At 62.1% G+C, this 26396-nt stretch carries 23 protein-coding genes and 1 pseudogene; 9 read left to right on the top strand and 15 right to left on the bottom strand.

What is annotated here, in order from left to right:
• Position 1: 1 nt before the first annotated feature.
• From A6V37_RS17805 to A6V37_RS17795, 3 genes are all read right to left on the bottom strand, one after another.
• On the bottom strand, positions 2–505 hold the full coding sequence (locus tag A6V37_RS17805) for a DUF3455 domain-containing protein (protein ID WP_064270541.1): 504 nt from the start codon (positions 503–505) through the stop codon (positions 2–4).
• Between the two features lie 198 nt (positions 506–703).
• Positions 704–1492: an enoyl-CoA hydratase/isomerase family protein gene (locus tag A6V37_RS17800; protein ID WP_064286166.1), complete on the bottom strand. Its 789-nt coding sequence runs from the start codon at positions 1490–1492 to the stop codon at positions 704–706.
• A 61-nt stretch (positions 1493–1553) separates the two neighbouring features.
• The gene (locus tag A6V37_RS17795) at positions 1554–2708 is read right to left on the bottom strand and encodes a porin (protein WP_082902841.1); all 1155 of its coding nucleotides are present in this window, start codon (positions 2706–2708) and stop codon (positions 1554–1556) included.
• A gap of 286 nt (positions 2709–2994) precedes the next feature.
• Between A6V37_RS17795 and A6V37_RS17790 the strand changes: the two genes are divergently transcribed.
• From A6V37_RS17790 to A6V37_RS17760, 7 genes are all read left to right on the top strand, one after another.
• Entirely contained in the window at positions 2995–3441 is a 447-nt protein-coding gene (locus A6V37_RS17790; RefSeq protein ID WP_064270539.1) for a bacteriohemerythrin, read from the top strand.
• Between the two features lie 34 nt (positions 3442–3475).
• Positions 3476–4462: a PDR/VanB family oxidoreductase gene (locus tag A6V37_RS17785; protein ID WP_423213159.1), complete on the top strand. Its 987-nt coding sequence runs from the start codon at positions 3476–3478 to the stop codon at positions 4460–4462.
• A gap of 25 nt (positions 4463–4487) precedes the next feature.
• Entirely contained in the window at positions 4488–5786 is a 1299-nt protein-coding gene (locus A6V37_RS17780; protein WP_064270537.1) for a Rieske 2Fe-2S domain-containing protein, read from the top strand.
• A gap of 33 nt (positions 5787–5819) precedes the next feature.
• Complete coding sequence (locus tag A6V37_RS17775; protein WP_064270536.1) at positions 5820–7088, top strand: Rieske 2Fe-2S domain-containing protein; 1269 nt, start codon at positions 5820–5822, stop codon at positions 7086–7088.
• 11 nt (positions 7089–7099) lie between these two features.
• The gene (locus A6V37_RS17770; protein WP_064270535.1) at positions 7100–7927 is read left to right on the top strand and encodes an SDR family NAD(P)-dependent oxidoreductase; all 828 of its coding nucleotides are present in this window, start codon (positions 7100–7102) and stop codon (positions 7925–7927) included.
• A gap of 8 nt (positions 7928–7935) precedes the next feature.
• A complete protein-coding gene (locus tag A6V37_RS17765) occupies positions 7936–8880 on the top strand; it encodes an alpha/beta hydrolase (protein WP_244174042.1) in 945 nt (314 codons plus the stop codon).
• Positions 8881–9065: 185 nt separating this feature from the next.
• Complete coding sequence (locus tag A6V37_RS17760; protein ID WP_242665910.1) at positions 9066–9779, top strand: MarR family winged helix-turn-helix transcriptional regulator; 714 nt, start codon at positions 9066–9068, stop codon at positions 9777–9779.
• Positions 9780–9800: 21 nt separating this feature from the next.
• Here A6V37_RS17760 and A6V37_RS17755 read toward each other — a convergent pair whose 3' ends face one another.
• The 6 genes and pseudogenes from A6V37_RS17755 to A6V37_RS17735 form a co-directional block, all read right to left on the bottom strand.
• Positions 9801–12101 (bottom strand): LPS-assembly protein LptD, encoded by a 2301-nt coding sequence (locus A6V37_RS17755; protein WP_242665909.1) that lies wholly within the window; start codon positions 12099–12101, stop codon positions 9801–9803.
• Positions 12102–12136: 35 nt separating this feature from the next.
• Positions 12137–14344, bottom strand: a pseudogene (gene bamA / locus A6V37_RS17750) (outer membrane protein assembly factor BamA); the annotation flags it as partial.
• Positions 14345–14608: 264 nt separating this feature from the next.
• Complete coding sequence (locus A6V37_RS40775) at positions 14609–14911, bottom strand: hypothetical protein (RefSeq protein WP_131799923.1); 303 nt, start codon at positions 14909–14911, stop codon at positions 14609–14611.
• 74 nt (positions 14912–14985) lie between these two features.
• Positions 14986–15360: a hypothetical protein gene (locus A6V37_RS17745; protein WP_064270533.1), complete on the bottom strand. Its 375-nt coding sequence runs from the start codon at positions 15358–15360 to the stop codon at positions 14986–14988.
• A 246-nt stretch (positions 15361–15606) separates the two neighbouring features.
• A complete protein-coding gene (locus A6V37_RS17740) occupies positions 15607–16776 on the bottom strand; it encodes a porin (RefSeq protein ID WP_064270532.1) in 1170 nt (389 codons plus the stop codon).
• Positions 16777–17054: 278 nt separating this feature from the next.
• A complete protein-coding gene (locus tag A6V37_RS17735; RefSeq protein ID WP_064270531.1) occupies positions 17055–17903 on the bottom strand; it encodes a LysR substrate-binding domain-containing protein in 849 nt (282 codons plus the stop codon).
• A gap of 103 nt (positions 17904–18006) precedes the next feature.
• Here A6V37_RS17735 and A6V37_RS17730 point away from each other — a divergent pair, with 103 nt between their 5' ends.
• Both A6V37_RS17730 and A6V37_RS17725 read left to right on the top strand, forming a co-directional pair.
• Entirely contained in the window at positions 18007–18654 is a 648-nt protein-coding gene (locus A6V37_RS17730; RefSeq protein ID WP_064270530.1) for a LysE family translocator, read from the top strand.
• A 237-nt stretch (positions 18655–18891) separates the two neighbouring features.
• Positions 18892–19812 carry a LysR family transcriptional regulator gene (locus A6V37_RS17725; protein ID WP_064270529.1) on the top strand — a complete coding sequence of 307 codons (921 nt, stop codon included), beginning with the start codon at positions 18892–18894 and terminating at the stop codon, positions 19810–19812.
• A 12-nt stretch (positions 19813–19824) separates the two neighbouring features.
• Here A6V37_RS17725 and A6V37_RS17720 read toward each other — a convergent pair whose 3' ends face one another.
• The 6 genes from A6V37_RS17720 to A6V37_RS17695 all read right to left on the bottom strand — a co-directional run bounded on the left by A6V37_RS17720 (position 19825) and on the right by A6V37_RS17695 (position 26360).
• On the bottom strand, positions 19825–20322 hold the full coding sequence (locus tag A6V37_RS17720; protein ID WP_064270528.1) for a DUF302 domain-containing protein: 498 nt from the start codon (positions 20320–20322) through the stop codon (positions 19825–19827).
• A gap of 51 nt (positions 20323–20373) precedes the next feature.
• On the bottom strand, positions 20374–21930 hold the full coding sequence (locus tag A6V37_RS17715; protein WP_064270527.1) for a DHA2 family efflux MFS transporter permease subunit: 1557 nt from the start codon (positions 21928–21930) through the stop codon (positions 20374–20376).
• A 73-nt stretch (positions 21931–22003) separates the two neighbouring features.
• Positions 22004–23176, bottom strand: a complete 1173-nt coding sequence (locus A6V37_RS17710) for an HlyD/EmrA/EmrK family protein (protein ID WP_064270526.1) — start codon at positions 23174–23176, stop codon at positions 22004–22006.
• A 65-nt stretch (positions 23177–23241) separates the two neighbouring features.
• Positions 23242–24762, bottom strand: coding sequence for an efflux transporter outer membrane subunit (locus A6V37_RS17705; protein WP_100249432.1), 1521 nt, complete (start codon positions 24760–24762; stop codon positions 23242–23244).
• Positions 24763–24878: 116 nt separating this feature from the next.
• Positions 24879–25229: a MarR family winged helix-turn-helix transcriptional regulator gene (locus A6V37_RS17700; protein WP_423213158.1), complete on the bottom strand. Its 351-nt coding sequence runs from the start codon at positions 25227–25229 to the stop codon at positions 24879–24881.
• 222 nt (positions 25230–25451) lie between these two features.
• The gene (locus A6V37_RS17695) at positions 25452–26360 is read right to left on the bottom strand and encodes a LysR family transcriptional regulator (protein ID WP_064286164.1); all 909 of its coding nucleotides are present in this window, start codon (positions 26358–26360) and stop codon (positions 25452–25454) included.
• Positions 26361–26396 lie beyond the last annotated feature (36 nt).

Genomic DNA, 26396 nt, shown 5'->3' with positions numbered 1-26396 from the left:
GCTACTTGAAAAACGTATAGGTGGCAATGTACGGCGAACTGCCTGCCGCATGTTCGGCGGTGCACGACGCTTTCGGCGCGGCGCCCCCCGCGGTCATCGTGCGCTGCACGTAGCGCACGTCGCTCAACATGCCCTTGGCGCCCGTCGAGTGTGCTTCCAGCAGGAGCTGGGGTACGCTGTTCTGCGCGTCACTCGGCATCTGAGCGAGAACATGGCCGACGATCCGGCTGCCGTCCCGGGCTTCCCAGGAAGGTCCCGCCGAATGCTCGATCACCGCGACCCCGGCCGAGTCAAACAACGTGGCGCGCGGACTCTTGAACGCCCAGCCGAGCGTGTGGTTCGCGTCGTACTCGCACGAATAAATCTGCACGCCAGACGCGGTGGTGCTCAAGAGTGCTTGCCCATTGGGCGGGTCGATCGAAGCGGCACCGGCCGGCGTACCGAGTATTGCCAGAAGCCACCCGGCGCTGATCGAAAGACGTGTGCTGCGCGGCAAACGAATCATGGCGACGCTCCTTTGACGTGAGTCCGTTTCGACCGGATAACCCAGCCGGCGGTTCCGGCAGTCAAGGTAGTATGCGCGCCCGCAAGACACCCACGGTCGGCAGCGGCACGAGTTCGCGCGCAAACGGCTTTCCCGCATTGCTCATCGTTACGACCGCGAGTTCTCCACGACCAGGCATGAGTCAATTGAGCGTTCGAGTCACCGCCCGAAGAAAGCAACGGGTTCAGGTTCCACCCCTCGCCGCAGCGCCTCGACGCGCGCCGTCCGTCCGCGCCGTGCGTCTTCAGTATTGTGCAGGGGCATCGTGAGGTCGAGCACCACCTGGTCCGCGCCCGGCACACCACCCGACGACCAGGCTTTCAGCAGCGCGCGGATGGCCGCATACGAGCGAGTAGGACCGTGAGCAAGACGTGTCGCCAGTTCTAAAGCCGTTCGTTCCACGTCCGTGTCGGGCACCACGAACGCGGCGATTTTCAGGTCGCCGGCGGTGGCGCCTGACATCTCCTCGCTGAGCATCACGTAGCGCGCCGCGAGCGCCGGTCCCGCGCGCTCCGCGATCCGCTGCACGCCGCCGCAGACGGGTGCGGTGCCGACCGACGGCTCGATGCAGCGAAACGACGCATTATCCGCGGCCACGATGAAGTCGCACGCGAGCGTGAGTTCGAACGCGCCGCCCCAAGCCCGGCCGCGCACCGCGCACACGGTCGGAATCTGCAGTGCCTCGATCTTGCGATAGGAATGATGCATATCGCTGATGAACGTGCGCCAGGCGTTGAACTCCATGTCGATGAAGTCGAGGATGTCGCCACCCTGGCTGAAGTTCGGGCCTTCCGCACGGATCAGGAGCACACGGATTTCCGCAACGCTCGCTTGCTGGATGGCCTCGCTCAGCCGTTCGGAAAATTCGCTGGCAATGAGATTGAGCGGCGGGTTTCCCAGCACGATGTGACCAACGGAATCATGACGCTCGAAACGGACGGATTTCATTTAGGTTTCCTTTTTGAAGGTGACGTAAGTGGAAGGGTTCGTTGCCCGGCTCCGGTGTTGTTCAGAACTGGTGGCGCATACCCACCATGGCACCGGTTTGACTCACGCCGGGCAATGGCGATGAGGCGGGCGGGATCACGCCGCCGTCAATCGTGAACGCTGCATTGCGCTGGTTGAACACATGACCCGCGGTGACATACACCGAGGTGCGCTTGGATAGCAGGTACGTCGCGCGCGCTGCGATCAGCGAGGCTCCCGCGGCACTGCCACCGTTCACCGATATGTGGCCGAACTGCGCATCAAGAGCAATTTGTGGGAGGGGCGCATAGGTTCCGCCAAGCCACCAGTAGTTGCTGACCGCGTCGAATAGCGTCGGCGTCTGCTCGCCGTGATTGATCCGATGGAGGAATCCCCCGCCGATCGTCGAGGCTCCGAACTTGACGTAGCCGTCGATAACGGCGCGTGTGTCGGTTTGCGAGCTGCTGGGCAGCGGTGAACCGGTGCCTCCGCCGCCGTAGTTGCGATCGAAGGCCGCCGCGACGCCCCATGTCGCCGCGTCGTATTTCACCATCGCGGACATCGACTTGCAGGCGCGCCAGTCGGTTGGCGACTGTCCGGCGCACCCGCCCGCCGCCGCCGGATCCACCGCGTCACGCCCGAACGAATACGTCGCGCCCACGGTGAAACCGGATCTCGTGAACGAATACGCGATCGCATTGTCGAGTCGCGGCTGGGCCAGGTAGGAGTCCAGATCGCCGGCCGCGTAAATGTTCGGCCCCATCGTGTCGCCAGTCATCGCCCAATAGATCTGCGAATACTGACGGCCGAGGGTCAGCGTCCCCCACTGCCCCGACGAAAGCCCGACATAGGCCTGTCTGCCGAACAGACGGCCGCCCTGGTTCAGCGTGCCCTGCGACGGGGCGAATCCCGACTCCAGGACGAACACGGCGCTGAGCCCGCCGCCCAGATCCTCCTTGCCGCGCAGCCCCCACCTCGACGGGATGGAGCCGGTGAGCGTTGGCGAACGCACGACGCTGGACTTCTTGGCGCCCACGTTATTGACCCACTCGACACCCGTATCGATGATCCCGTACAGGGTGACAGAGCTCTGGGCGTGCAATGCGCCCGATGCGCATGCCGCGAGCGACGCAAGCCCCCAACACACCGCCTTGCGCAGCGGGAACGCGTGTCCAGACAACGTCGACGTCGAACTCATAGATCTCCTCCGATAGTGATAGTGTTTAAAATCTTCCATGGAAGATACAACAATCATCTTCCACGTCAATTGATTTCAAACCTCGGAGTTTCCCTGAGCCCAACTCATTTTCCACGTGCCAACGCGAGCTAATTCAAGGCTATCAAGGCGATAAACACTATGAAGGTCTATTCTTCACACGTTTATCTGATCAGAGTTTTCCCTACCTCGACACCGATGACTTCGTTATATATCTTCCTAGGAAGACATTAATTCATCATGCTTCACTGATCGGACCGCGCCGGAAATGAATACATCGGAACAAAGCTTCGTCTGGGACGACGACTATGCCCTCGGGCATCTGTCGATGGACGACACGCATCGCGAGTTTGTCGAATGCGTCGATACGTTGCTCACGACGGCGGACGACAACCTCGCGGCCGCGCTCGAAGCCTTTGCGGAGCACGCACGCCGCCACTTCGGCGAGGAGGACGACGACATGCGCAACACCGGCTATGGTTCGGCCGGCTGCCATATCGACGAGCACGCGGCCGTGCTCAAGTCGCTCGACGAAGTGCGCAGCGCGCTGACCGAAGGCCGGCCCCAGGTGGTTCGCTCGTTTGCCCGCGCGCTGGTTGACTGGTTTCCCGAACACGTTCGCGTCATGGACCAGGGCCTCGCGCGCTGGCTCATTCAGCGGCAACTAGGTGCGGCGCCGGTCGTCATCCGGCGCCGTCTGCACCACGCCGCCTGACACGCCCCCCTTTTATCTGGATGTCACCATGGATATGTCAACGCCCTCCCTTACCGCCACGCTGCAGGTCAGCGTCTCCGTCAGAACGTGGCTGGCCGACGATATCGTCGGCTATGAATTCAGGCCCTTGTCGGATACGCCTTTGCCCGGCTTCGAAGCCGGCGCGCATATCGACGTGCATCTGCCCGGCGGGCTGATCCGCCAATACTCGCTGTACGACCTTCCGACGGAACGCTCGTGCTACCGCATCGGTGTGCTGCGCGACCCGCAGTCCCGTGGCGGATCCGTTGCGTTGCACGACGGCGTGAATGCGGGCGATACCCTCACGATCAGCGTGCCGCGCAATCACTTCGCGCTGCACGACGGTCCTGAGCGGTCGATCCTGTTCGCGGGCGGCATCGGCATCACGCCGATCATCTGCATGGCCCAGCAGCTGGCGCGCGAGAACCGTCCGTTCGAGATGCACTACTGCGGCCGGTCCCTGTCGCGCATGGCGCTGTTCGAGCGCGCGCAGGAGTTGTCGCAGGGAGACGGCGCGCAGGTGCAGGTGCATGCCGACGACGGCCCAGCCGAGCAGCAACTGGATGCGCGAGCCGCAATCGGCGCGCCGTCTGCCGACAAGCATCTGTACGTCTGCGGGCCGACGGGCTTCATGGATCACATCCTGCAAACCGCGCGCGAACTCGGCTGGGACGAAGCGCATCTGCACCGCGAATATTTCGCGGGCGCGCCGGTCGAGCCGTCGGACGACGACAGTCCTTTCGAAATCGAAATTCGCAGCAGCGGCGAGGTCATCAAGGTGGCGGCCGATCAAAGCGTCGCCCATGCGCTTCTGGATGCGGGCTTCGACGTGCCGCTGTCGTGCGAGCAAGGGGTCTGCGGCACCTGCATGACCAAGGTGCTGGCAGGCGTGCCCGACCATCGCGACCTTTACCTGACCGACGACGAGCGGACCCGCAACGATTGCTTCATGCCGTGCTGCTCGCGTGCGAAGTCGTCGCGTCTGGTGCTCGACCTCTGAGCCCGCCATTCACCAGGAGACTCATATGCTGACCACGCAGGACAATGAACTGATGTGCCGTACCGGTGCGGGCACCGCGATGGGTAATGCGATGCGCCGCTTCTGGCTGCCCGTGATCCAGTCGTCGGATATGCCGCAACCGGACGGCGATCCGAAAACCATCAAGCTGCTCGGGCAGCGGTTCGTGGTCTGGCGCGACAGGCAGGGCCGCCCCGGACTCTACGACGAAGGCTGCCTGCATCGCGGCTCGTCGATGCAGCTGGCTCGCGCGGATGGCGACGGTCTGCGCTGCATCTACCACGGCTGGAAATTCGCGGTGGACGGCACGGTGCTCGAAACGCCGAACGTCGCCGACCCGAAATTCAAGGACCGCATCAAGGGGCGCACCTACCCGGTGCGCGAGGCGGGCGGGCTGATCTGGGCCTATCTGGGTCCGCAGGGCAAGGAGCCGCCGTTCCCGCACCGGCCGTTCATGGATCTGTCGGAGTCCAATCGCATCAACGTGTGCGCGATCGTCAACTGCAACTTCGTGCAGGTGATCGAAGGGCTCGTCGACTCGTCGCATCTGACCGTGCTGCACAGCTCCGCGCTAGCCCAGACCAACAGCTCCGATCTGGACTACGCGGGCAAGATCACGCACATGCAGTTCGACGCCGCGCCGACGATCGAGGCGGACGAGACGGACTTCGGCTTTCATTACGTGGCGATCCGCCAGACCGGCGAGAGCCGCATGGCTCGCGTCACGTCGTTCATCGCGCCGTGCTTCATCGCCAATGCGAACGGCGACGTGTGGCTCGCCGCGGTTCCGATCGACGACGAGCGCTGCTACTTCTTCCACGTGTGGTGGGATGCCGCGAAGCCAGTCGGCGAAGAGCCGCTGCGCAGCGCGCAACTCAAGTTCGTTGGCCTCGACGAACTGACGCTGCGCAAATACGGCATGACGCTCGACACGTGCGATTCGCCGTCAGCCATGTCGTTCGCCAACGGCTACCGTCAGGATCGCGGCCTGCAACGCGACGGCCACTTCACCGGATTCGACAGCATCACGCAGGAAGACGCCGCATGCAGCATTTCGAGTGGCCCGATCCGCGACCGCTCGCAGGAACTGCTGTCGAGCGCGGACCTCGCGATCAGCCGCCTGCATCGCACGCTGCTCGCTTATGCGCGCGCCGAACGCGATCAGCAGGACATCGCCGCGCTGCAAGCGGATTCGGGCGCAGCAATCGGCACATCCGGCGAGATTGGCCTGAACGACGACTGGCGCAAGCTGGTTCCACACCATCGCGTCGTTTCGTCCGCCGGCGCCCGTACCCCGCGCAACTAATCACCCCGCTTTAGACAGGACAGGAGTTCCGATATGTTGACCCAAAAAGATAACGAAATGATTTGCCGCGTCGGCCCGGGTACGCCTGGCGGCGCGTTGATGCGACGCTTCTGGCATCCGGTGTGCACGTCCGCGCAATTGCCGCATCCCGACTGCGCGCCGTTGCGCGTGACCCTGCTCGGCGAAAACTATGTCGCGTTCCGCGATACCGATGGCAACGTCGGTTTCCTTGAGGAACTGTGCATGCACCGCGGCGCATCGCTCGCGCTGGGCCGCGTCGAGGAAGGCGGTATTCGCTGCCTCTATCACGGCTGGAAGTTCAGCGCGTCGGGCGACGTGATGGAAACACCGAACCATGCGGACCCCAAGTACGCCGCGCGGATGAAAGCGCCGTCGTTTCCCACACGCGAGGCCGGCGGCATCGTATGGGCGTATGTCGGGCCGAAGGAACTGCTGCCGGCGTTCTCGCGTTACGCGTTCATGGACGCGGAGCCGAGCCACCGTGTCGTGCTGCGCATCAACGTCTCGTGCAACTATCTGCAACTGGTTGAAGGCGGTGAAGATAGCTCGCACGTCGGCGTGCTGCACACCAACATGGCGCGCCCCGGCTGGAAAGAGAACGAGTTCACGCCCAACCCCGACGTGGTCAATCCCGCCGCGCTGGCCTCCAACGACCTGGAACCGGCGCTGAAAATCGAGGAGACGGCATTCGGCTTCCACTATGTCGCGCTGCGCAAGACGACCGATCCGAAAGTCCGCAACGCTCGCGTTGTCCCGTTCATCGTGCCGTACGGCCGCATCATCCCGGCCCCGGCGTTCCAGTTCACGGTTCTCGAAGTGCCCGTAGACGATACGCACACGAGCACCTATATCGTCGTGCACGGCGACGCACCGGTGACCGAAGAGAAGATCATCGAACTGCTGGGGCTGAACGACCCCAAGTACTATGACCGCAAGAACTGCACGTTCACGGCTAGCTGGGCGAATTCGTTCGGCCAGGACCGCGAGCTGATGAAGGAGAGCTGGACCGGACTGCGCGGCGTCGAGGTGGAGGACGCAACCATCGGCTTGTCCCAGGGCCCCCTCTACGACCGTTCGCGCGAACATCTGGTGCCCGCGGACCAGGCTGTAGTGCGTGTACGCCGCGTGTTGCTGGACGCGATCAAACGCGTCATGGAAAACCAGCAGCCTCCGGCGCTCGGTCTCGATCTGCGCGGCGTGAGCGCGTGCGACCGGGAACTCGAGGAAGGAGCGGCCTGGCAGGATCTGCTGCCGACGCATCGCCAGACCATCGAAGCCTAAGGAGACGACTCATGACGATCAATCAAACGCCCAGCAACACCCCGGACTACCTTTCCCTGCTGCGGCTCGACGGCCGCGGTTTCGTGGTGCTCGGCGCCGGTCAGGGCATCGGCGAGCAAACGGTCCATGCGCTTGCACAAGCCGGCGCGCGCGTGCTTTGCGTCGACTGCGACGAGCAGCTCGCCCACAACATCGCCGCTGCCGTGGACGGCATTCCCTGCGTGGCGGACGCCACGTCGCGCGACGACATGCAGCGCGTGTTCGAGACGGCGCGCAAGCACTTCGGGCGCATCCACGGGGTGGTCGACATTATCGGCGTGGCGGGCATCAAACCGCTGGCAGCCGTCGACGATGCGTCGTGGGACCAGCAATTCGACATCGTCGTGCGCCATGCATTCCTCGCGATCCAGATCGGCGGCGAGATGATGAAGGCCGATGGCGGCGGCACCTTCGCGTTCGTCGGCTCGCTCGCCGGTGATCGTGCGATACCGAACGAGGTCGCCTATGCGGCGTCGAAGGCGGCGCTGCATCACCTCGTGCGCGCCGCGGGCGCCGAGTACGCGCCGTACAACGTGCGCATCAACGCGGTGTCGCCGGGCTTTGTCCGCACGCCGCGGCTGAATCAGCGTCTGGACGAAGACACTTGGACGCGAGTCGGCAGCGCGATCCCGCTTGGACGGGCCGCCACCGCGGCGGAAATCGCGGGCCACCTGCTGTTCCTCGCTTCCGACCTGAGCGCGCACATGGCCGGCGAAATCGTCACCGTCGACGGAGGCCTCAGCGTGCTGGCCGCGATTCCGCGTATCACGTTCGCTCCCTCGGCAACCCCGACTCCTTGAGATTCGCGATGTCTTCTTCCTCTCAAAGTGCAATCCACCCGTCGCTACGCGCGCTTGCCGCGGCGGCCGCGGCCCGGCCCAGCATGGCGCAGGTGAGCCCGGCCGAAGCGCGCGCCGGCATCGCCGCGCGCACGGCCGCCCGCGCGCCCGGCCCGCATGTCGACAAGGTGTTCGATCTCGCCATTCCAGGCCCTGGCGGCGACATCCCGGTACGCGTCTATCATCCCGCACGCGCTGCAGGCGTGACGATTGCCGTTCACGGCGGCGGCTGGCTGATGGGCAATCTCGACAGCTTCGACGCGGTGTGCCGGCATCTGGCTAACGATTCGGGGCTGGCCGTGATCAGCGTCGACTACCGGCTCGCCCCGGAGCATCCGTTCCCCGCGGCGCTGGAAGACGTGTGGGCGGTCACGTGCTGGGCTGCCGGGCACGGTCATGAGCATGGGCTTCCGTCCTCGCGCCTGACGGTATTCGGCGAGTCGGCCGGCGGCAATCTCGCCGCCGTCGTGTGCTTGCTCGCGCGCGAGCAGGAGGCGCCGCACATCCTCGCGCAGGCGCTCGTCTATCCTGCCACTGACGCCCGGCAGCAACGCGCTTCGATGTCGGCTTACGCGGAAGGCTTCATGCAGCGCACGGACGACGTCGCGTACGCGTTTCGCACGTATGCGCTCGACCACGGCGTGCCGCCGACCACGTGGAAGCTTTCGCCGTACCTCGCGCACGATCATTCGCGCCTTCCGCCGGCCCTCGTGATTACCGCCGAATGCGACGTGCTGTGCGAAGACGGCGAAGCCTACGCGCAAAAGCTCGCTGAAGCGGGCGTCCCGGCGACCAGCGTGCGCTACTCGGGCATGCTGCACACGTTTTATGGCATGCGGGGTGAAGTGGGCGCAGCCGAACTGGCGCAGCGGCAGGTGGCCGATATGCTGAGCGCCGCCGTGCGGGCAGCCTGAGCCGGGCCAGGCAAGCACCCGCGCCACGCGCGGTGCCATCGCGATCGTTCGACTCGCCGATACCCTGAAACGGTTCGCGCCGGCGCCGCCCGGTGCGTCCGCGTCGGGGAATTACGTACAATAGTTGGCGGCCCGCCCGCTACATAGCGGCGGCACACCCACCCGCTACCATCGGCCGAGATCGCATGAACCGCAAGGAAGTCAACAAGATGAGCACTGCCGCCACCAAGCAACCAGCGCGTCCCCGAGCCAGCAAGAAGGCACCCGTGGCTGTGGGGGAATCCGCCAACAAGCCGAATCGTCCCGGCAGCAGCCTCATCGAGTTCATCTCCTTGCAGTGGCAACGCGAACGTAGCGATCTCGATCTGTCGAACTTCCTGCTCGCGGTCTACTTCATGCGTCTGGGCACGCTGATCGAACAGGATTTCGACAAAATGTGCCAGCGTCTTGGAGGGATCAGCGGCTCCGACATGCGCGTGCTGCTCGCGCTGCGCCGTAGCGGCCATCCGTATGCGAAGCGCCCCACCGACCTGTACCGCGCACTGCTCGTGACCTCGGGCGCAATCACCAAGAAGATCGACCGCCTGGCCAGTCTCGGCCTGGTGGAACGGCAGGCCGACCCGAGCCACGGCGGCGGGTTCATCGTGCACCTGACGAAGAAAGGGCTCGAACTTGTCGACAAGGCCATCGTGAAGCTCGCGGAGGAATCGTCGATCGCCCCGGCAATGGCGCAGTTTTCCGACGAAGAGCGCGCCACTGGCAACGAATTTTGCCTGCGCACACTGGCGATGATGGAAGAGCTGGTGCTTCCGGAACTCGAAGAGCCCGATAACGGCTCGCCGAAAACAAAGATCAGGAAGGATGCACGGACCACGCCCCGCAGCCGTGGAGAAGCGTGAACGCCCGGCTTCGGCCGCTTGTCACGGATAGTCCTCGAAGCGCGACGGCGAAGCCGGCAACGTGGGCGTAGCATAGCCGGGCACATTCGCACGAAACTGCTGGAGCAGTCCGTTGTCGATCCGGCTCACGCCGTTCAACTGAAGCTGCATCAGTACACGGGTTCCCGTGGTGGGTGTGGTGGTGGTGCTGTAGTTGGTGTACTTCTCGAGCGCAAGACTGAGCGCCCAGCAATCCGCTGAGTACTGGAATCCCGCTAGCCCTGTGACGATGCGGTGATTGACCACGTCGTAGTCGATCAGACCGACGCCTGATAGCCGGCGTGTCAGCGGCCATTGCACGGACAGCATGATCTGGTTCACCGCCTCGTCGTCGAGCGTTGCATCGGCCCGCGCGTACAGGTAGGCCGCGTTGAATACCTTGCCTTCGGCGGGCTTCCAGCTGAAACCCGAAGTAGCCTGCGTCAGTACCTCGCTCGACTGGTTGTATTCGACGGCCTGGTCGATCTGCACATCGCGGCCAATGTGCAAAGTCGCCCCCGCAATCAGATCGGATGGTCCAACCGAGGGCGGTATATCGCCTGCCATCGTCACCTCGGGCGATCGAAAGTAGTATTCCTGAGCAAGGACCAGGCGTGCCAGTTCGGCGCCGCTGGAAGCGTCGATAAAGCGCGACGTCACACCGGCGGTCAGGCGGTCCATGTCGCTCACACGGTCGCCACCGACGAAGCGGTTACTCGTGAAAATCTCCGCCAGCCCAAAATCTTCCGGCGCTGTGTCGAAGATCGGTGCGTAGGTCTGGTTACGGTACGGCGTGTAGACGTAGTAGAGCCTGGGCTCGAGCGTCTGAGTCAGACTCGTGCCGAACAGCTCGACACTGCGTTCGAACACCGCCCCTGTATCGAAGCTCAGCGTGGGGACGTTGTAGTTAAACGTACGCGGCTGGCCCGCGGGCGCATCGCTGCCGATCGATGTCAGATCGTAGGACGCGGCGTGCCATTGCAGCTTGGGCATGACGAACCACCCTGGCCGGACGATCGGATAATCGACATAGCCGTCGAATGTGACGCGATCTCCTTCGGTCGAATCCGCGGTAGGAATCGTGAATCGGGTAGCGTTCGCCTCGGCGCCGAAGTCCAAGCCGCCCACGTTGTAGCGGGCGTACTTCACGTCGAGTTCCGGCGCGCGATTGTACGGTGGCGCGGTGGTGAACGACTGCCAGTTCTGGACCCGCGTCAGAATCGACCAAGGCCCGTGGTTGTAGGTCACACCGACCTCCTGTTGAAACAGTGTCTGCGACCCCGTCACCAGAGCATTGCTTTCAGCGAGATCCGTCGTGACCGACGCGTCCGAGACCTGATTGTAGATTGCATAGGCGGCGAGACCGTCGCCGAGATTCTCGCGGTGCTGGAACGAAATCGAATAGCGGTTGGTGTGGGTGGTCGCATCATCTGGCAACACCGCCGCGGACAGCGTGCCTGAATAGCTCGGGCTCAGATAGCGGAATTCTGTCGTGAGCATCGCACCCCGTTTGGAAAGCAGGCGCGGCGTAAGCGTCAGATCATAGTTGGGCGCCAGGTTGAAATAGATTGGGACGGCAATGTCATAGCCATTCGTGGAACTGATGGAGAACGTCGGCGGCAGCACGCCGGTACGCCGGTCTCCGTTTAAAGGAAACGAAATCCACGGCGACGCGAACAGCGGCATTCCCGCGAATACCAGCACGCCGTTATGCGCGACGCCTTCGTTGGAGTCACTGTCCAGATCCAGTCGTGACGCTCTCAGGTACCACGCCGGCGACCCCGTGCATGAGCAGGTCGTGTAAGTCCCGTCGTAGATCGTTTCACGCTGGTCGCCGAGCAGATCGGCGCGTACCCCGCTGCCCGATCCATTCGTCAGGTTGAAGTGATACGCCGGCAACGTCATGGTGCCTTCGCCGCTATCGAGCTGGTAATGCGCCTCGGGTCCGATGAAGGTATTGCCGTCGTTGGTCAAATGGACGTGCCCGTAGGCGTCGGCCATATCGGTATCGGCGTCGTAGTGGATGGCGTCGGCTTTCACGACGGACCGTGCCCGGCGCAGTTCGGCCGCGCCCCTTAACGCGAGGTCCTGATTCGTTGTGGCCGTTGCCGCCATGCCTAGCGCGAATGTGAACGGCGTCTGTCCATCCACGAGCGGATGTTCGTCAAGCCGAGGGGCGAACTGCAGCGCCCAGGCGTCGCCGGGCAGGTCTGTCTGCACGGCTGCGCCTGTTTCCTGCGCGTGGGCATCGCCGCGCCCGCCCAGCGGCAGCGTGAGCATCAGTTCGATCGACAACGTGATCACCCACGCCTTGACCCGGCAGAATCGGGGTGTCTTGCTCAGAACGACGTCCCTATCTGGAACTGGAACTTCTGATACTGGTCGCCGGCGTGCTTGACGATCGGCAAGGCGAAGTCGAGCTTGAGCGGGCCAATCGGAGAAATCCATTCGAGCCCTGTTCCGTAGCTGTATCGCAAGCCATTTTCACCCACGCTATTACCTTCCGTGCCCCACACGTTGCCGCCGTCGACGAACGCGAACACGCGCAGCGTGCGGTCATAGCCCGTACCCGGCAGCGGCATGGTCAGCTCGATGTTGCCGACCACCATCTTCGAACCGCCGATCGGATCGCCCGTCGTCGCGTCACGCGGTCCGAGCGAGCCCGGCTCGTAACCGCGCACTGAGCCGATGCCACCCGCGTAGTAGTTCTTGAAGATCGGATACGCACCGCCGATGCCATTGCCGTACCCGCTTTGAAAATTCAAACCCAGTACGAAGCCGCGCGAAAACGAGTAGTAGTACTGAGCCTGAAGGTCAGCCTTGTAGTACTGGACGCCGCCAATAGGCGTCCCGTACTCGGCGTTCGCCTGCGTGAAGTAGCCGCGGCTCGGCACCAGTGCGCTGTCCCGCGCGTCGCGCGACCAGCCGACCGTCAGCGGTACGACGTTCGACACGCGGCCGAACTCGTTCACGTAGTCGATATAGCTCTGCGGCGTCGTCGCGTCGATGTCGAGACGGTCCTGCTCGATGCCGAGGCCGAAGTACACGGTGTCCGCCTCGGAGAACGGGATGCCGAACTTCAGGTCGGCACCATACGAGATGACACGAAAGCTCGTACTGGTCGTGCTCGAATAGTAGAGCGGCTCCGTGGTCCGGTAGTAAACGTCGGTAATGCGTTTGATACCGTCGATCGTGAAATAGGGGTCGACCTGCGTCACGCTCAACGTCCGCCCCGTCGTTGAAGTATTCACGTTCAGCGCGAGCGTATTGCCCGTTCCGAATACATTGTCCTGCGAGATAGCAGCCGAAATGATCGGCCCTTCGCCGGACCCGTAGCCAAGCCCAAGCGAGATCGTGCCGGTCGGCTTCTCCGTGATCTTGACGTCGATATCCACCTGGTCGGTCGTGCCCGCCACCGGTACGGTCGTCACTTCGACGTCGGTGAAATAGCCGAGGCGGTTAATACGGTCCTTCGATAGTGCAAGCCGGCTCGAGTCGAACCATGCGCTTTCGAGCTGGCGCATCTCGCGGCGCACCACCTCGTCACGCGTCCGGGTGTTGCCTTCCACGTTGATGCGCCTGACGTATACGCGGCGGCCCGGGTCGATCCGAAGTGCCAGCTTGACTGTGTGATGCAGCTGGTCGATCTCCGGCACCGCGTTGACCGTGGCGAATGCGTAGCCGTATTCACCGAGCTTGTCGACCAGCGCCTGAGTCGTCGCCTTGAGCTTCGCCGTGGAAAAGCGCTCGCCCGCGTGCACGCCGACCAGCCGGTCCAACCCGGCTTGACGGCCGAGCAGATTGCCCGTGAGACTCGCCTCCGTGATCGTGTACGGCTGACCCTCGGTCACAGTCACCGTCAGGTACATATCCTTGCGGTCCGGCGAAAGCGATACCTGGGTGGACTCGATCGTGAACTCCAGATAACCGCGATCCAGATAGAAACTGCGCACGTTCTCGAGGTCGCCTGTCAGCCCCTCCTTAGAGTAGATATCGTCCTTGGTGTACCACGAGAACCAGTCCGGCGTGGACAACTGCATCTCGTCACGCAAGGTGCTTTCGCTAAATACGTGATTGCCGATGAAATTGACCTGGCGTATTTTGGCGTTTGGCCCCTCCACGACTGAAAACAGCACGCCGACGCGGCTGTGATCGAGTGGCGTCACGGTCGTAGTGACTTCAGCCGCGTAGTAGCCGCGAGTCAGGTATTGCCGTTTCAGTTCCTGTTCAGCCTTGCTGATCAGCGCCTTGTCGTAGTAACGTCCGATAGACAGGCCAACCGCGCTCATCGCCTTCTTGAGGTTGTCCTTGTCGAACTCGTGGATACCCGCAAAGTCGATCATGCTGACTGCCGGCCGTTCGTTCAGGCGGACAACCACCACGTTGCCTTCGACCGATATCTGCACGTCGTTGAAAAAACCTGTGGCATACAGCGCGCGGATCGCGTCCGACGCCTTGTTGTCGCTAAACGTGTCGCCGGCCTTGAGCGGCAGGTAGGCGAACACCGTACCGGGTTCGATGTGCTGGAGGCCTTCTACGCGGATATCACGAATCGTCAACCCGGTTACTGTCTGCGCAACCGCAACAATGGGTACATTGACCATTAGCGGCACCGACGCTACGGGTCCGAGTCTGGCGAACCAGCGAAATTTCAACGGCCACATGCTCGATTCCACTGAACCCTCTGGTCAAACGATGCCGAAGGCCGCCCGGCTCTCTCACGAAAAGCGAGCGCCGGCATTCTCGAAACAGAGCCGATATGCAACGCCGCGGTCTGATGAATCGACGAATAGCCGTTCCCGGTGTGAGGGTCAGCCGAGAACGCCACGGCATAACAGCCACGCAGGCAGCAGCGGGACGTCACGCATGCCGGCGTGGGATCGCCATCTAATTGCGGCACGGATCGCGGCAATGAGCCGACCGAGCAACCAGATTCGACTGGCAGCGAATGCCACTCGGTCGATCCATTGCTGATCACCGGCCAGATTGGGTCGCGCCATGCCGGAACGGCGTTTGGGGAACAATTTCGCATCGTCTACTTTTCCTGAAACAGATGAAGCAGCGCTTTGGATCGACGGATGAGATTCGTCGATCCATCGGTTTGACTCATCCATATGATTCGCAATGCAAACAACCAGTCTTGCACCACGAGAATGGACATCCACACGTGGCCAGCCATTGCTCTGGTCTAGTTGAGCAGCGTCTGCTCGCCAGGCAGCGGATCAACGGGGCACGAGGAAAGCGCCTCGACCAGGCTCGTCATGCTCGGAGGCGGCAGCGCAAAAGCGGTCCAGCCAATTCCGATGTGACGCAGTGACAACACGGCGCCATTGAACTGAGGCGGACGGTCCACGCGCCAGCATGGATCGACCTCCATCGGATATTCACCCGCGGGCGGGTTCAGCGGACGAACCGGCTGCATCGCCGCGCGGATTCTGGCGAGCTCCGCGATCATCGCTTCAATATCCGCTACACCGAGTAGCGACGACTGACCGGCGATGGTGAACCGGGCGACGGGTATCCCGGATTCGCAGGTGATGTCCATTTGCATCGCGTGATACATGAGCAACCCTTTAGCGATCGAACTTGAAAACCGCCGGCTTTAAAGCACCATGCCGGCCCGCAATGTGTTTTCAGAGTACGTCACGCAGGGCGCCCGCAAATTTCACCAATATTTCGGCCTGTTAAACAGGTAAGGCTCGTTTCGACATGACGGCGCCTCCCGATCAGCCCTTCATTTGCAGGGGTCAAATCGAATCGGCTTTGAATGGTGCCGGCCAATGCCTGCACGCAGTGGCCGGCGGCACACTTAGAACTTGTGCCTGATACCGAGACTGACGATGTCCTGGCTGCTCGTGCCCGCGACACCATAAGAACCAATGGACGCCTCAGCGCCGGACACGGTCCCGTCGGCGTTCAACTGAGAGCCGCTGGCGTGCTGCCACGCGCCGACCAGATAGACATCGGTCCGTTTGGAGAGGCTGTAGTCGGCACCCAATGAAACCTGGTTATACGAGGCATTGGTGTTGCCGCTCGCATGCGTGTAGCTGTATCCCAGTCCGAGCAGCAGCGCCGGATTCGCCTGGTAGTTGAAGAATCCCTGCCCCGTGTTGAACGTCTGCGTCGACAGGAAGGCGGATTGCGCGTCGGCCTTGTACGCGGCATTGCTATATGAGAGTCCGAACGTGTAAGGACCCGTCGTATAACTCGCCGCTACGCGAGCGATATTGATCGACTTCGCCGTGTCGTAGCCCGAGTTGACCGGACCGTCGAACGTGCCGTCCGACGTGGACGACCAGCCGGTCCGCACGGCCGCCGTGGTGCTGGCGTTGTCGGCGACAAAGTAGCCTGCCGCGATCGATAGCGGACCGTTGTTGTAAGCGGCGGCCGCCGACCAGGTTTGCCCCGAGCCGGTCTGCCCCGCTACGCCGCCGAACGCGTACATCGTCTCGACCTGCAGGCCTGCGTAGCTCGGCGATACGTACTTGACCGCGTTATTGGTGCGCGAGCTGTTGTCGTAATTATCGACGTCGCCTGCGGTGGCAAACGTGCTGCCGAAGCTGGCGTCGTCCGTGAGCCCCTGAACCATGTCCACCAGCGGATCGTACTGACGCCCCAACGTGACTGTGCCGTACCGCTCGCTCTGAAGGCCGACATAGGCCTGGCGTCCGAACAGCGAAGAAGTGCCGTTATAGGTGCCCATCTTGCCGTTGTTGACATTGAAACCATCTTCGAGCTGGAAGATCGCCTTCAATCCGCCACCCAGGTCCTCCGAGCCCTTCAGGCCCCAGCGGCTGCCCGACAGATTGCCGGAGTAGAGGCCGACCTGATTTTCACCGGTGAGCGTGGCGTTTTTGGTGTATTGAATCGACTCGTCGATGATGCCGTACAACGTGATGCTGTTCTGTGCATGCGCGGCGGCACTGAACCCGCCGAGCAGCGCCAGCGATGCGAGCGCTTTCCTAACCAGTTTCTTCATCGTAAATTCTCCACGTATGTGACCAAACACCTAGTTCTCCTGATGTCCCATACCGGGTCGACATCAGGAGTCGCCATTAAGTCACACCGTGATCACTGGTCAGTTGGTAATAAGCAACGCGCTTGCTTACGCGCGATTTCGACGCCATGCGCTCGTAACATTCAACGATCGCGCACGCTCTGCGTCACACCCGGCATGTCAAACGCCGTAACAATCATGGGGTTTCCCGTAACGCGGGCGGGCACGCGCACCCACATTCGCGACTATGGGCAATCGCCTCAGGCCCTCAATTCGGCCAGAATCTGTTCAGCGAGAAAATCACAGAGCGGCCGCCCGGACCGGGCGCTGCGCGCAAGGATGACTTCGAGTTCGTCGAGAGGCGGCAACCCTTCGTTCTGCGATAGCTGGGCGAGGTGCGCCGGCACGCTGCATCGCGCGAGGGGCGCTATCGCGAGCCCCGCTTCAACCATGCTGAGCAGGCCCAGCAGACTCGGGCTTTCATAGGACATCCGATACTTGATGTTGGCGCGCTGCAGCGCGCTGATGGCATGGGCGCGAGCCGTACTGCCATGCTCGAACACGGCAATCGGCAGCGGACGCTCTTTCCACACGCTTCTTGTCGGCGATCCGGCCCATACCATCGGCTCGAATCGTATGAATTCGCCCGCGATGCCCTTGGTCCGGGTGATGCAGGCAAGGTCGAGCGTGTTGTCCTTGAGCAATGGAGCGAGCGCATTGCTTGGCAGACCGACCACCCGGAGTTCGACACGCGGATGAGCAATCGCGAACTTTCCCAGAACCGGTGGCAGCAACGACGAAGCATAGTCGTCGGGCACGCCGATCGTGACACGGCCCTTCATCTCCGGGCGGACGACCGAAGCCCATGCCTCTTCCCGCATTGCCAGCATGCGCCGGCCATAGTCGAGAAGCGTCTTGCCCTCCGTGGTAATCGTGACATTGCGGGTGCTGCGCTCGAAGAGCGGCTTCCCCAGCGCTTCTTCGAGCGCCTTGATCTGCATGCTCACGGCCGACGGTGATCGGTGCACGAACTCCGCACCCCGAACGAACGATCCGGTATCGGCAACCGCCACCACCATTTCCAGCACATCGAGATCGAGCTTTTTCACTTTATTCAGAAAATCTGAGCAATAGATTCAGTTTAACCAGCTTTACTAGCGTATGCAGCAAACGGATACTGCGACCGGATTACTACCCAAGGGGCACACGACCATGCACGGCACTGCATCGATTTATGGATTCCTGGCGGCCGGCGGACTGCTTGCCGTGACGCCCGGCCCGAACATGGTCTATGTGATGTCCCGCTCGATCGCGCAAGGACGCACGGCCGGTTTGATCTCGCTCGCGGGCGTGATGCTCGGATATCTCTTCTATATGTTCGGGGCGGCGTTCGGCATCACAGCGTTCTTCCTGAGCGTGCCGTATGCAGGCGCCGTATTGGGCACAGTGGGCGCGGCGTACCTGTTCTATCTGGCTTGGCAGGCTGTGAAGCCTGGTGGCCGCTCGCCCCTGGAAGTTCGCGATCTGCCTCGCGAGCAACCGGGCCGGCTCTTTGCGATGGGCGCGACGACCAGTCTGCTGAATCCAAAGCTCGCAATGATCTTTTTGTCGTTGCTGCCGCAGTTCATCGACTACCAGGACGGCAATGTTCTCCGGCAATCGCTCGTGCTCGGCTCGTCGCTGATCGTCGCGTTTGCGTCGGTGAATGCCTTTGTGGCCGTTTGCTCCAGCAACATGGCGAGCTTCCTTGCCGGGCGGCCGGGACTTCTGCTTGCTCAACGCTGGACGATGGCCGCCGTTCTGGCGGCTCTAGGTGCCCATATGGCCGTCGACGCATTGAAGCTGGGCGGCATCGCCTGAACAGGCCTCACTGGCTTCGAACAGTTCATGAACACGACGGCACGGGGCCTCACGTTGTCACGCGGACGTCCCAGTCAACGATTGCGCAGCCCGGGCACTCCTGAAAAAAGCTGAATAATTCTGATCTGAAGACGGTGTATTGCGCTGATTCATATTGTGCGTCATCCTACTCGGGCGTTCCGCTAATCGATGAGGCGAGCATGAAGCGTTCTCCCTCATTCAATCCGGCCGTTCTCCATGAACCTATCCTTTGAAGTGCTGCAGGTCCTCGATGCGATCGACCGAACCGGCACCTTTGCCAGTGCGGCGGAAACGCTGCACAAGGTCCCGTCGTCGCTAACCTATCTTGTTCAGAAACTCGAGCTCGACCTTGGCGTGACGCTGTTCGACCGCACCGGTCGCCGCGCGACCCTCACGCACGCGGGCCGCGTGGTCGTCGAGGAAGGACGCCGTTTGCTCGCGGCGGCCGAGGACCTCGAATGCAAAGCGAAGCGGATCCAGCATGGCTGGGAATCCGAGCTGCGCATTGCAATCGACGAAATCGTGCCATTCGAATTGCTCTGGGAGCATGTCGAGACGTTTTATCAGCTGAAACTGAACACACGGCTCCATCTGTCGACGGAAGTACTGGGCGGGTCGTGGGACGCGCTGCTGACACGCCGCGCGGATCTGATCGTCGGCGCCGCGGGAGACCCGCCGGCGATTCCCAATCTGATGGCCAAGCCGATCGGCTCGCTACGGCATGTGTTCGTAGTGGCGCCGCATCACCCACTCGCTTCCGCGAAGGAGCCGCTCACGATGGACGTCGTCGCGAGTCATCGCGCGGTCGCCATCGGCGATACGTCCCGCAAGCTTGCGCCGCGCACCATCGCGCTCTCCGCCAATCAGGATTACCTGACGGTACCCACGCTCGAAGCCAAGCTCGCTGCCCAGATCAAGGGTCTGGGCGTGGGCACGATTCCGGAATGTCTCGCGGTCGAGCCGCTGCTGCGCGGCGAGCTGGTGAAGAAAGAGGTCATCGGCATGCGGGACGTCACGCACTTCTATCTTGCGTGGCGCGACGATGAGACCGGCAGGGCACTGCGCTGGTGGGTCGAGCAGTTGGACCGCCCGGATCTGATCGACGACGTCGCGCAACAAAGGATGTTGAACGGGTAACGATCGGGTAATCTACGACGCATCCTCGATCGCGTGCTCCACCACCAGGAGAAGCTTTCTATCGAGGTCGCGTGCTATTTCGTCAACTGCTGCATTCTCGCAAACGCCGAGAATCGACGACGGCTGGTCATACTCGATATGAAGACGATTCTCCCCGTCCTCATAAGCAATGACCGTTAAAGGAACATACTGGCCGGCACGTACGTCGTGTTGGGTCATCTGTATCGCCACCAGCGGGTTTCCCAGGATGAACCGGATAGCCTTCTGGCTTTTGCCGATCATGTTGAGCGCACGGCCTTGGTCGAGCGTAAAGAAGATCATCAATCCCTGATCTCCTTCCATGCCCTTGAGCGCGGCCGCTGCTTCGCGCGGCTGCCCGATCAAGGCGGCAACGGCCGCCTGATCGAATTGTCCAAGCCGTTGCTGGAAGCTTTTTACAAAGCCGTCGAACGCTACGTCTGCATTGATCGTCACACGAACGATCTGTCGTTGAGTTTCAGAAATCTTCACTTTGAGCTCCTTAGAGTTCGAATTGGGTTAATACACAACAAGGACTTCACTTCAGTGCGCGGCCGCAGCGGCATCGCTTGCGCCACCGGCCTTGCCTGGTTTGGTGATCCAGATGAGCGGAATAATGATGATCATGATGATCGCGGCTCCGTAAAACACGTCGTTCAGCCCCAGCATGGCGGCCTGTGCCTGCACCGTTTGATCGAACAGCGCATACGAAGCGCCTTGTCCCAGACCCAGCAATGAGTGGTACGAATTCAGTTGCGCGTTGAAGAGCGGGTTGGTCGGGCTCGACTGTTGCGTCAGGATCTCATGGTGCAGGATCGTTCGGTTATTCCACACGACGTTCGCGAGCGACGTACCGATACCGCCGAAGAACACGCGGCCGAAGGTGGACAGGCCCGCAGCGGCGGGCACCTTTTCAGGCGGCTGCCCCGACAGGATGATCACGGTGAGCGGAGCGAAGAACAGCGCCATCGGAATACCTTGCAGCAGAGTCGGCAGGATGATGAATCCTTCGCTGATGTCGGTATAGAAGTACGTCCGCATGAAGTAGACGATCGCGAATCCGATGAAAGCGAACGTGCCGATAATGCGCGCATCGGTACGCGGCAGGATCTTGCCCATGATAGGCGCGCCGATCACCGCGAAGATGCCCAGCGGCGCCGTAGCGAGTCCCGCGTCGACAGCCCGGTATCCCAGGTACTCCTGCATCCATTGCGGCAGCAGCACCAGCGTTCCAAAGAAGATCGCATACGCAACGGCAATCGAAATCGTGCCGCCGAGAAAATTGCGCTGCTTGAACAGTGTCAGGTCGACAATTGGATTCTTGTCTGTCAGCTCCCAGATGATGAATGCAACAAGTCCGATCGCAGCAACGAGAGTCAGCACGACGATCGTGGTCGATGAGAACCAGTCGAGATCCTTGCCCTTGTCCAACATCACCTGGAGCGCAGCGACCCAGATGATCAGCAATACCAGCCCGACAATGTCGATTGGCAACTTTTTGGTCGGTGTATCGCGCTTGCGGTAGAGAAGCCAAACCATCGCGGCGGAGAAGAGCCCAACCGGAATGTTGATGTAGAAGATCCACGACCAGCTATAGCTGTCCGTCACCCAGCCGCCTAGCGACGGCCCGACGATCGGTCCGGTCACCACGATCATGGAGAACAGCGCGAGCGCCAAAGTGGATTTCGCCTTTGGCCACGAACTGAGCAGCAGTGCCTGCGACATCGGGATAAGCGGTCCGGCGACCGCGCCCTGCAGCGCGCGCGCCAGCAGAAGGATCGGCAAGGTCGGCGCGATGCCGCACAGCCAGGACGCGAACACGAACAACAGGATCGATCCGACGAACAGCTTGACCTGTCCCAGCCGCTGCGTCAGCCAGCCGGTCAACGGAATCGCGATGGCATTCGCGGCGGCAAAGACGGTGATGACCCATGTGCCTTCGTCGACGGAGACGCCGAGGTTGCCGGAAATGGTAGGAATGGCGACGTTGGCGATCGACGAGTCGAGCACGGTCATAAAGCCCGCGAGGCCAACGCTCAGGGAGCCGAGCGCGAGCGTGGCCCCTGTCAACGGCGGGTGATTGGGATGGTTCGGGTTCATGGTGAGACGGCTATCCTTTGTCTGGCAAGAAAGGCGCGGCGTCCTTCACATGCCGCGTTCCAGGGAGCGGAGATCATTCGTTCTCGGCGATGATCCGTGCGATGGCGGCATCGGCCTCGTCGCCGTACTTGGCGAATACGTCCGTCTTGTAGGTCGAGGTCGGATCGGTGCCGAGTTGCGCGCCGGCAGGGTCCTTGACGTTGACATCCACGTTCATCGACAGCCCCACGCGCAGCGGATGCTTCTCCAGTTCCGCAGGCGGAATCTCGATACGCACCGGCAGCCGCTGCACCACCTTGATCCAGTTGCCCGTCGCGTTCTGCGCCGGCAACAGTGCGAGTGCCGACCCGGTGCCCGGCGTAAAGCCCACTACCTTGCCGTGATAGACGACGGTGGAACCGTAGACATCGGCCGTCAGTTCAACAGGTTGTCCAACCCGGATGTGACGAAGCTGCCACTCCTTGAAGTTCGCATCGACCCAGACCTGTTCGAGCGGGACCACGGACATCAGCGATGCGCCGGGCGACACGCGCTGCCCGACCTGCACCGAGCGCTGCGCGATATAGCCGGTTACGGGGGCCGGCAACGTGGTGCGCGAGTATGCAAGGTAGGCGTCGCGAACGTGGGCGGCGCTGGCCAGCACATCCGGATGCTTCTCGACCGACGTGTTGGCGGTCAGCGCGCGATTGGCGCTGAACTGCTGCTTGGCAGCGTCGAGCGCAGCCTGCGCCGACTTGACCGCGTCACGTGCATGGGAGATTTCCTCGTCGGACACGGCCCCCGTCATGCCGGTGGACAGCCGGCGCTTCAGATCGTCCTGCGCCTTCGAAAGGTCCGACTCGCGTTGAGCGATATCGGCGCGATATCGGTCGTCGTCGGCATACAGGCCATGCACGCGGCGAACGGTCTGGCCTAGATCGGCCTCGGCCTGTTGCAATGCGATCCTGGCGTCCGCTGGATCGATCTGGACGACCGGATCGCCCTTCTTGACGATCTGCGTGTTATCCGCATTGACGCCGATGACGGTGCCTGTCACCTGCGGCGTGATCTGCACGACGTTGCCGTTGACGTACGCGTCGTCGGTATCCACGTGATGGCGGGCATCGACGAAGTAGTAAGCGCCGTATGCAACGCCCGCCACCGCAAGCGACGCGACGAGCAGCGAGAGCAGGAGTTTGCGTTTGCCCGGCTTCTTTGCCGGCTCTTTGTCCAACTCTTTTTCCGACGATGATTGAGGTGCGTTCATTTGTAGCTCCAATAAAGGTTGAGGTGCGCGATCAAGCCCTGACGCGTGACCGCCGATCTATTCGTTCAATGTGTTTCTGCGCCGCCGGACCGCGCAGGAATAGGTGTCTCCGTATTCGCCGCAAGGCCGGCCTGCGAAGCGTCGAAGCCACCGCCGAGTGCCTTGATCAGGCCGATCTGCATGCTGCGGCGGGTCATCTCGAGGTTCACCACGGCCGTTTCGGCTGCGAGCCGGTTGTCGTCCGCGTTCAGCACCTGAAGTTGCTGGTTCAAACCCGCCTTGTAGCGAACGAGCGCCAGTTGCCAGGCTTTCGTCTGTGCATCCAGTGCCTGCTGCGCGTCGACCAGTTGACGGTCGGCCGAGTGGATCTCCGTCACCTGCGTGGCAACATCGGATAAGGCATTGATCAACGTCTGGTTGTACGTGGCGACGTCATAGTCGAAGTCCGCGTATTGGCCCTTCAGTTCCGAACGCAGTTCGCCGGCGTCGAAGATCGGGAGATGAATCGCGGGGCCCGCCTGAAGCTGTCCACTGCCGGCCGTCAGGAATTTCCCCCAGCCAAACGCGTCCAGTCCCGCCGCTGCGGAAAGATTGACGTCCGGATAGAACTCGGCCTTCTTTTCCTTGATGCCGTGGGTTGCGGCATCCACTTGCCAGTACGCCGAGACGATGTCCGGGCGCCGCGAAATCAGATCCGCGGGCAGGTTGTCGGGAAGCGCGACATTGGCTCCCTCGCCCAGTGTCGGATTCGCGATCTTGAGGCCGCGGTCCGGTCCCTGGCCAAGCAAGGCGGCCAACTGGTAGCGCACGGTCGTGATCTGGCCGTCGAGGTCGCTCACACTGGAGCGGGTCGTCGCGGTGTCGCCATTTGCGGTTTGGCGCTCCACGTTGGTATCGAGTCCCGCGCCAACCCGCCCTTCCGTGATGTGTCCGATGTCCTCGCGATTCTTCACCTCGCGAACTTCGATATCGCGCAACGCATAGAGCCGCGCAAGCTGGTTGTAGGTGCTCGCCACCGACGCGGCCAGCGTAATGCGCACCTCTTCGGCTTCAGCTTCGGCAACCTTCTCCTGCGAGACGGACTGACGAAGCCGCTCACGATTCTTGCCCCACAGGTCGAGGTCGAACGAAGCATTGGTAAGCAAGTTATTCTCGCTCTGCCAGGTGCCGTTGATCGGCGGGGGAACGGAACCGTTGCCGCTGTAGAGCTCGCGTGTCCACGAATAGCTTCCCGTCACCTTGGGATAAAGCGCGGAGTTCGCCGTGCCGACCGTCGAAGACGCCTTCTCGATGCGAGCGCGCGCCTGGTCGATCGTCGGATTGCCCGCCAGCGCCTCGTCGATCAGCTTGCGCAACTGGGGATCTCCGAACTGGTTGGCCCAGTCCAGGCTCGGCCATTGGCCGCCCTCAGCGGGCAGGCTCTGCTGCGTCTCGTAGCTGGCTGGCGGCGCAATGTGCTTGTCGCTCTTGATGCCCGCGTAGTTCACGCATCCGGCCAGGCTCAGCGCCGCCACTGCCGCGGCAATCGACGCCGTCCATGCGCCCAGGCGCGGCTGGGGTCGGTAGCGATTCGTCATGGTTTCCATCTCCTTTCTTTCATCCGATTAATCTGGTTTTGCATTGCAGAAGTGCATATGCACACAATAGCGTTCAGTTGCTCATCTATCGATGCGCCAAAGCGCACGAGTTTGTTGCTTTTCAGTTACCTATCGGAGACTTCGCTCGTCATGCGGAACAATTCGCTGCGCAGATGAGCGGCCTGTTGCGGCCCAAAGCTACGTTCGAAGCTGGCCTGTGCAGCCGCCCAGTGGGCGGCGGCCTCGTCAAGCTTCGTCAGCCCTGAGCTGGTGAGTTCGACGTGCAGGCGCCGATTACCCTGCCCTTGCGCGGGAACCGCTACAAAACCGCGCCGGAACAAGGGTTGAAGCGCCCGCACCAGCGTCGTCCTGTCCATCACCATCGCTTTGGCCAGTTCGGCCATCGTCAGGCTGGAACGGCGGCCCAGCGTTCTGAGAATGCTGAACTGCGTGGACGTGATGCCGGCCTCGGACAAATGCCGCTCGTAAAGCTTCGAAATATGTCGAGAGGCCTGGCGGAGAGCGAAACAATCGTCGCTGTGAAGATCATCTGAGTGCATACGCACAGATTAATGGAGCAGCGCCCGCGAAGCGATGCAGTCTCAGCGATCAGTTTGTTATCGTTTCCTGTACCAAATGCGGCCTGGTCACTGATACAACCCCTTTTTATGCGCGAACGGCAGTACGTTTTGTCTGACCTATCGCGACGCCGCCAGCGACCCGAAAAAGGCCGCCGCATAGTCGATAAACGCACGCACCTTGGCAGGCAGCAGGGTCCGGTTGCTGTATGCGAGCCGGATTTCGACGCTGTCGTCGATGAGCTCGAAACCGGTGAGGAGCCGCACGAGCGCACCCGAAGCCAGTTCGGTGTCGACAAGCGCTTCGGGCACGACACCGATGCCGAAACCCTGCAGCACCATTTCACGGTTGAAGGCGGCGCTGTTCGAGGAGATGTCGAATCGACGAGGTACGCTCAGCTCTTCCTCGCCATTCCTGAAGCCGATGCTGACGCCGCCAATCGATGGCGACATCAGCACGAACTGATGATTCGCGAGGTCGGACGGATGGCGCGGTATGGATGTTCTTTGCAGATACTCCGGCGCCGCGACAATCACCACGCGCATTCGCTCGAGCAAGCGGACAACGGTTGTCTCGCTCGTCACCATGTAGGGAACGACGATGCCCAGGTCGTAGCCGTCCGCGACCAGGTCAACGGGCCGCTCCGTCAGCGTCACGTCGAGCGTGACTTTCGGGTAGGACCGCTTGAATCCGGCGATCAACGGAACCAGCCGGTTGACCGTCGCCGTCGTGTGGGCAACCAGACGCAAGACGCCGCCCGCCTCGCGTGTCTGGTTAGCCACGTCGGCCTCGAGCGCCTCCAGATCGTCGAGGATGCGCACGCAGCCTTCGTAGAAGCGCTCCGCGGCTTCAGTAAGCGAGATCTGCCGCGTGGTTCGGTGCAGCAGCCGGCAGCCCATGCGCTCCTCCAACCCAGCGATGGCTCGCGACACCGCCGGCCGGGTCAGTCCGTGCATATCCGCTGCTCGTGTGAAGCTCTTCAATTCGACCACGGACCGGAAGACGCGCAAGCTTTCGACATATTCCATGGCGAGATCCTTTTGCTGAAGGGCAATGAAGGGCGG

This window comes from Paraburkholderia ginsengiterrae (assembly GCF_001645125.1).
In the GTDB taxonomy this organism is placed as follows: Bacteria; Pseudomonadota; Gammaproteobacteria; order Burkholderiales; family Burkholderiaceae; genus Paraburkholderia; species Paraburkholderia ginsengiterrae.
This window is presented reverse-complemented; position numbering and strand designations above follow the sequence as displayed.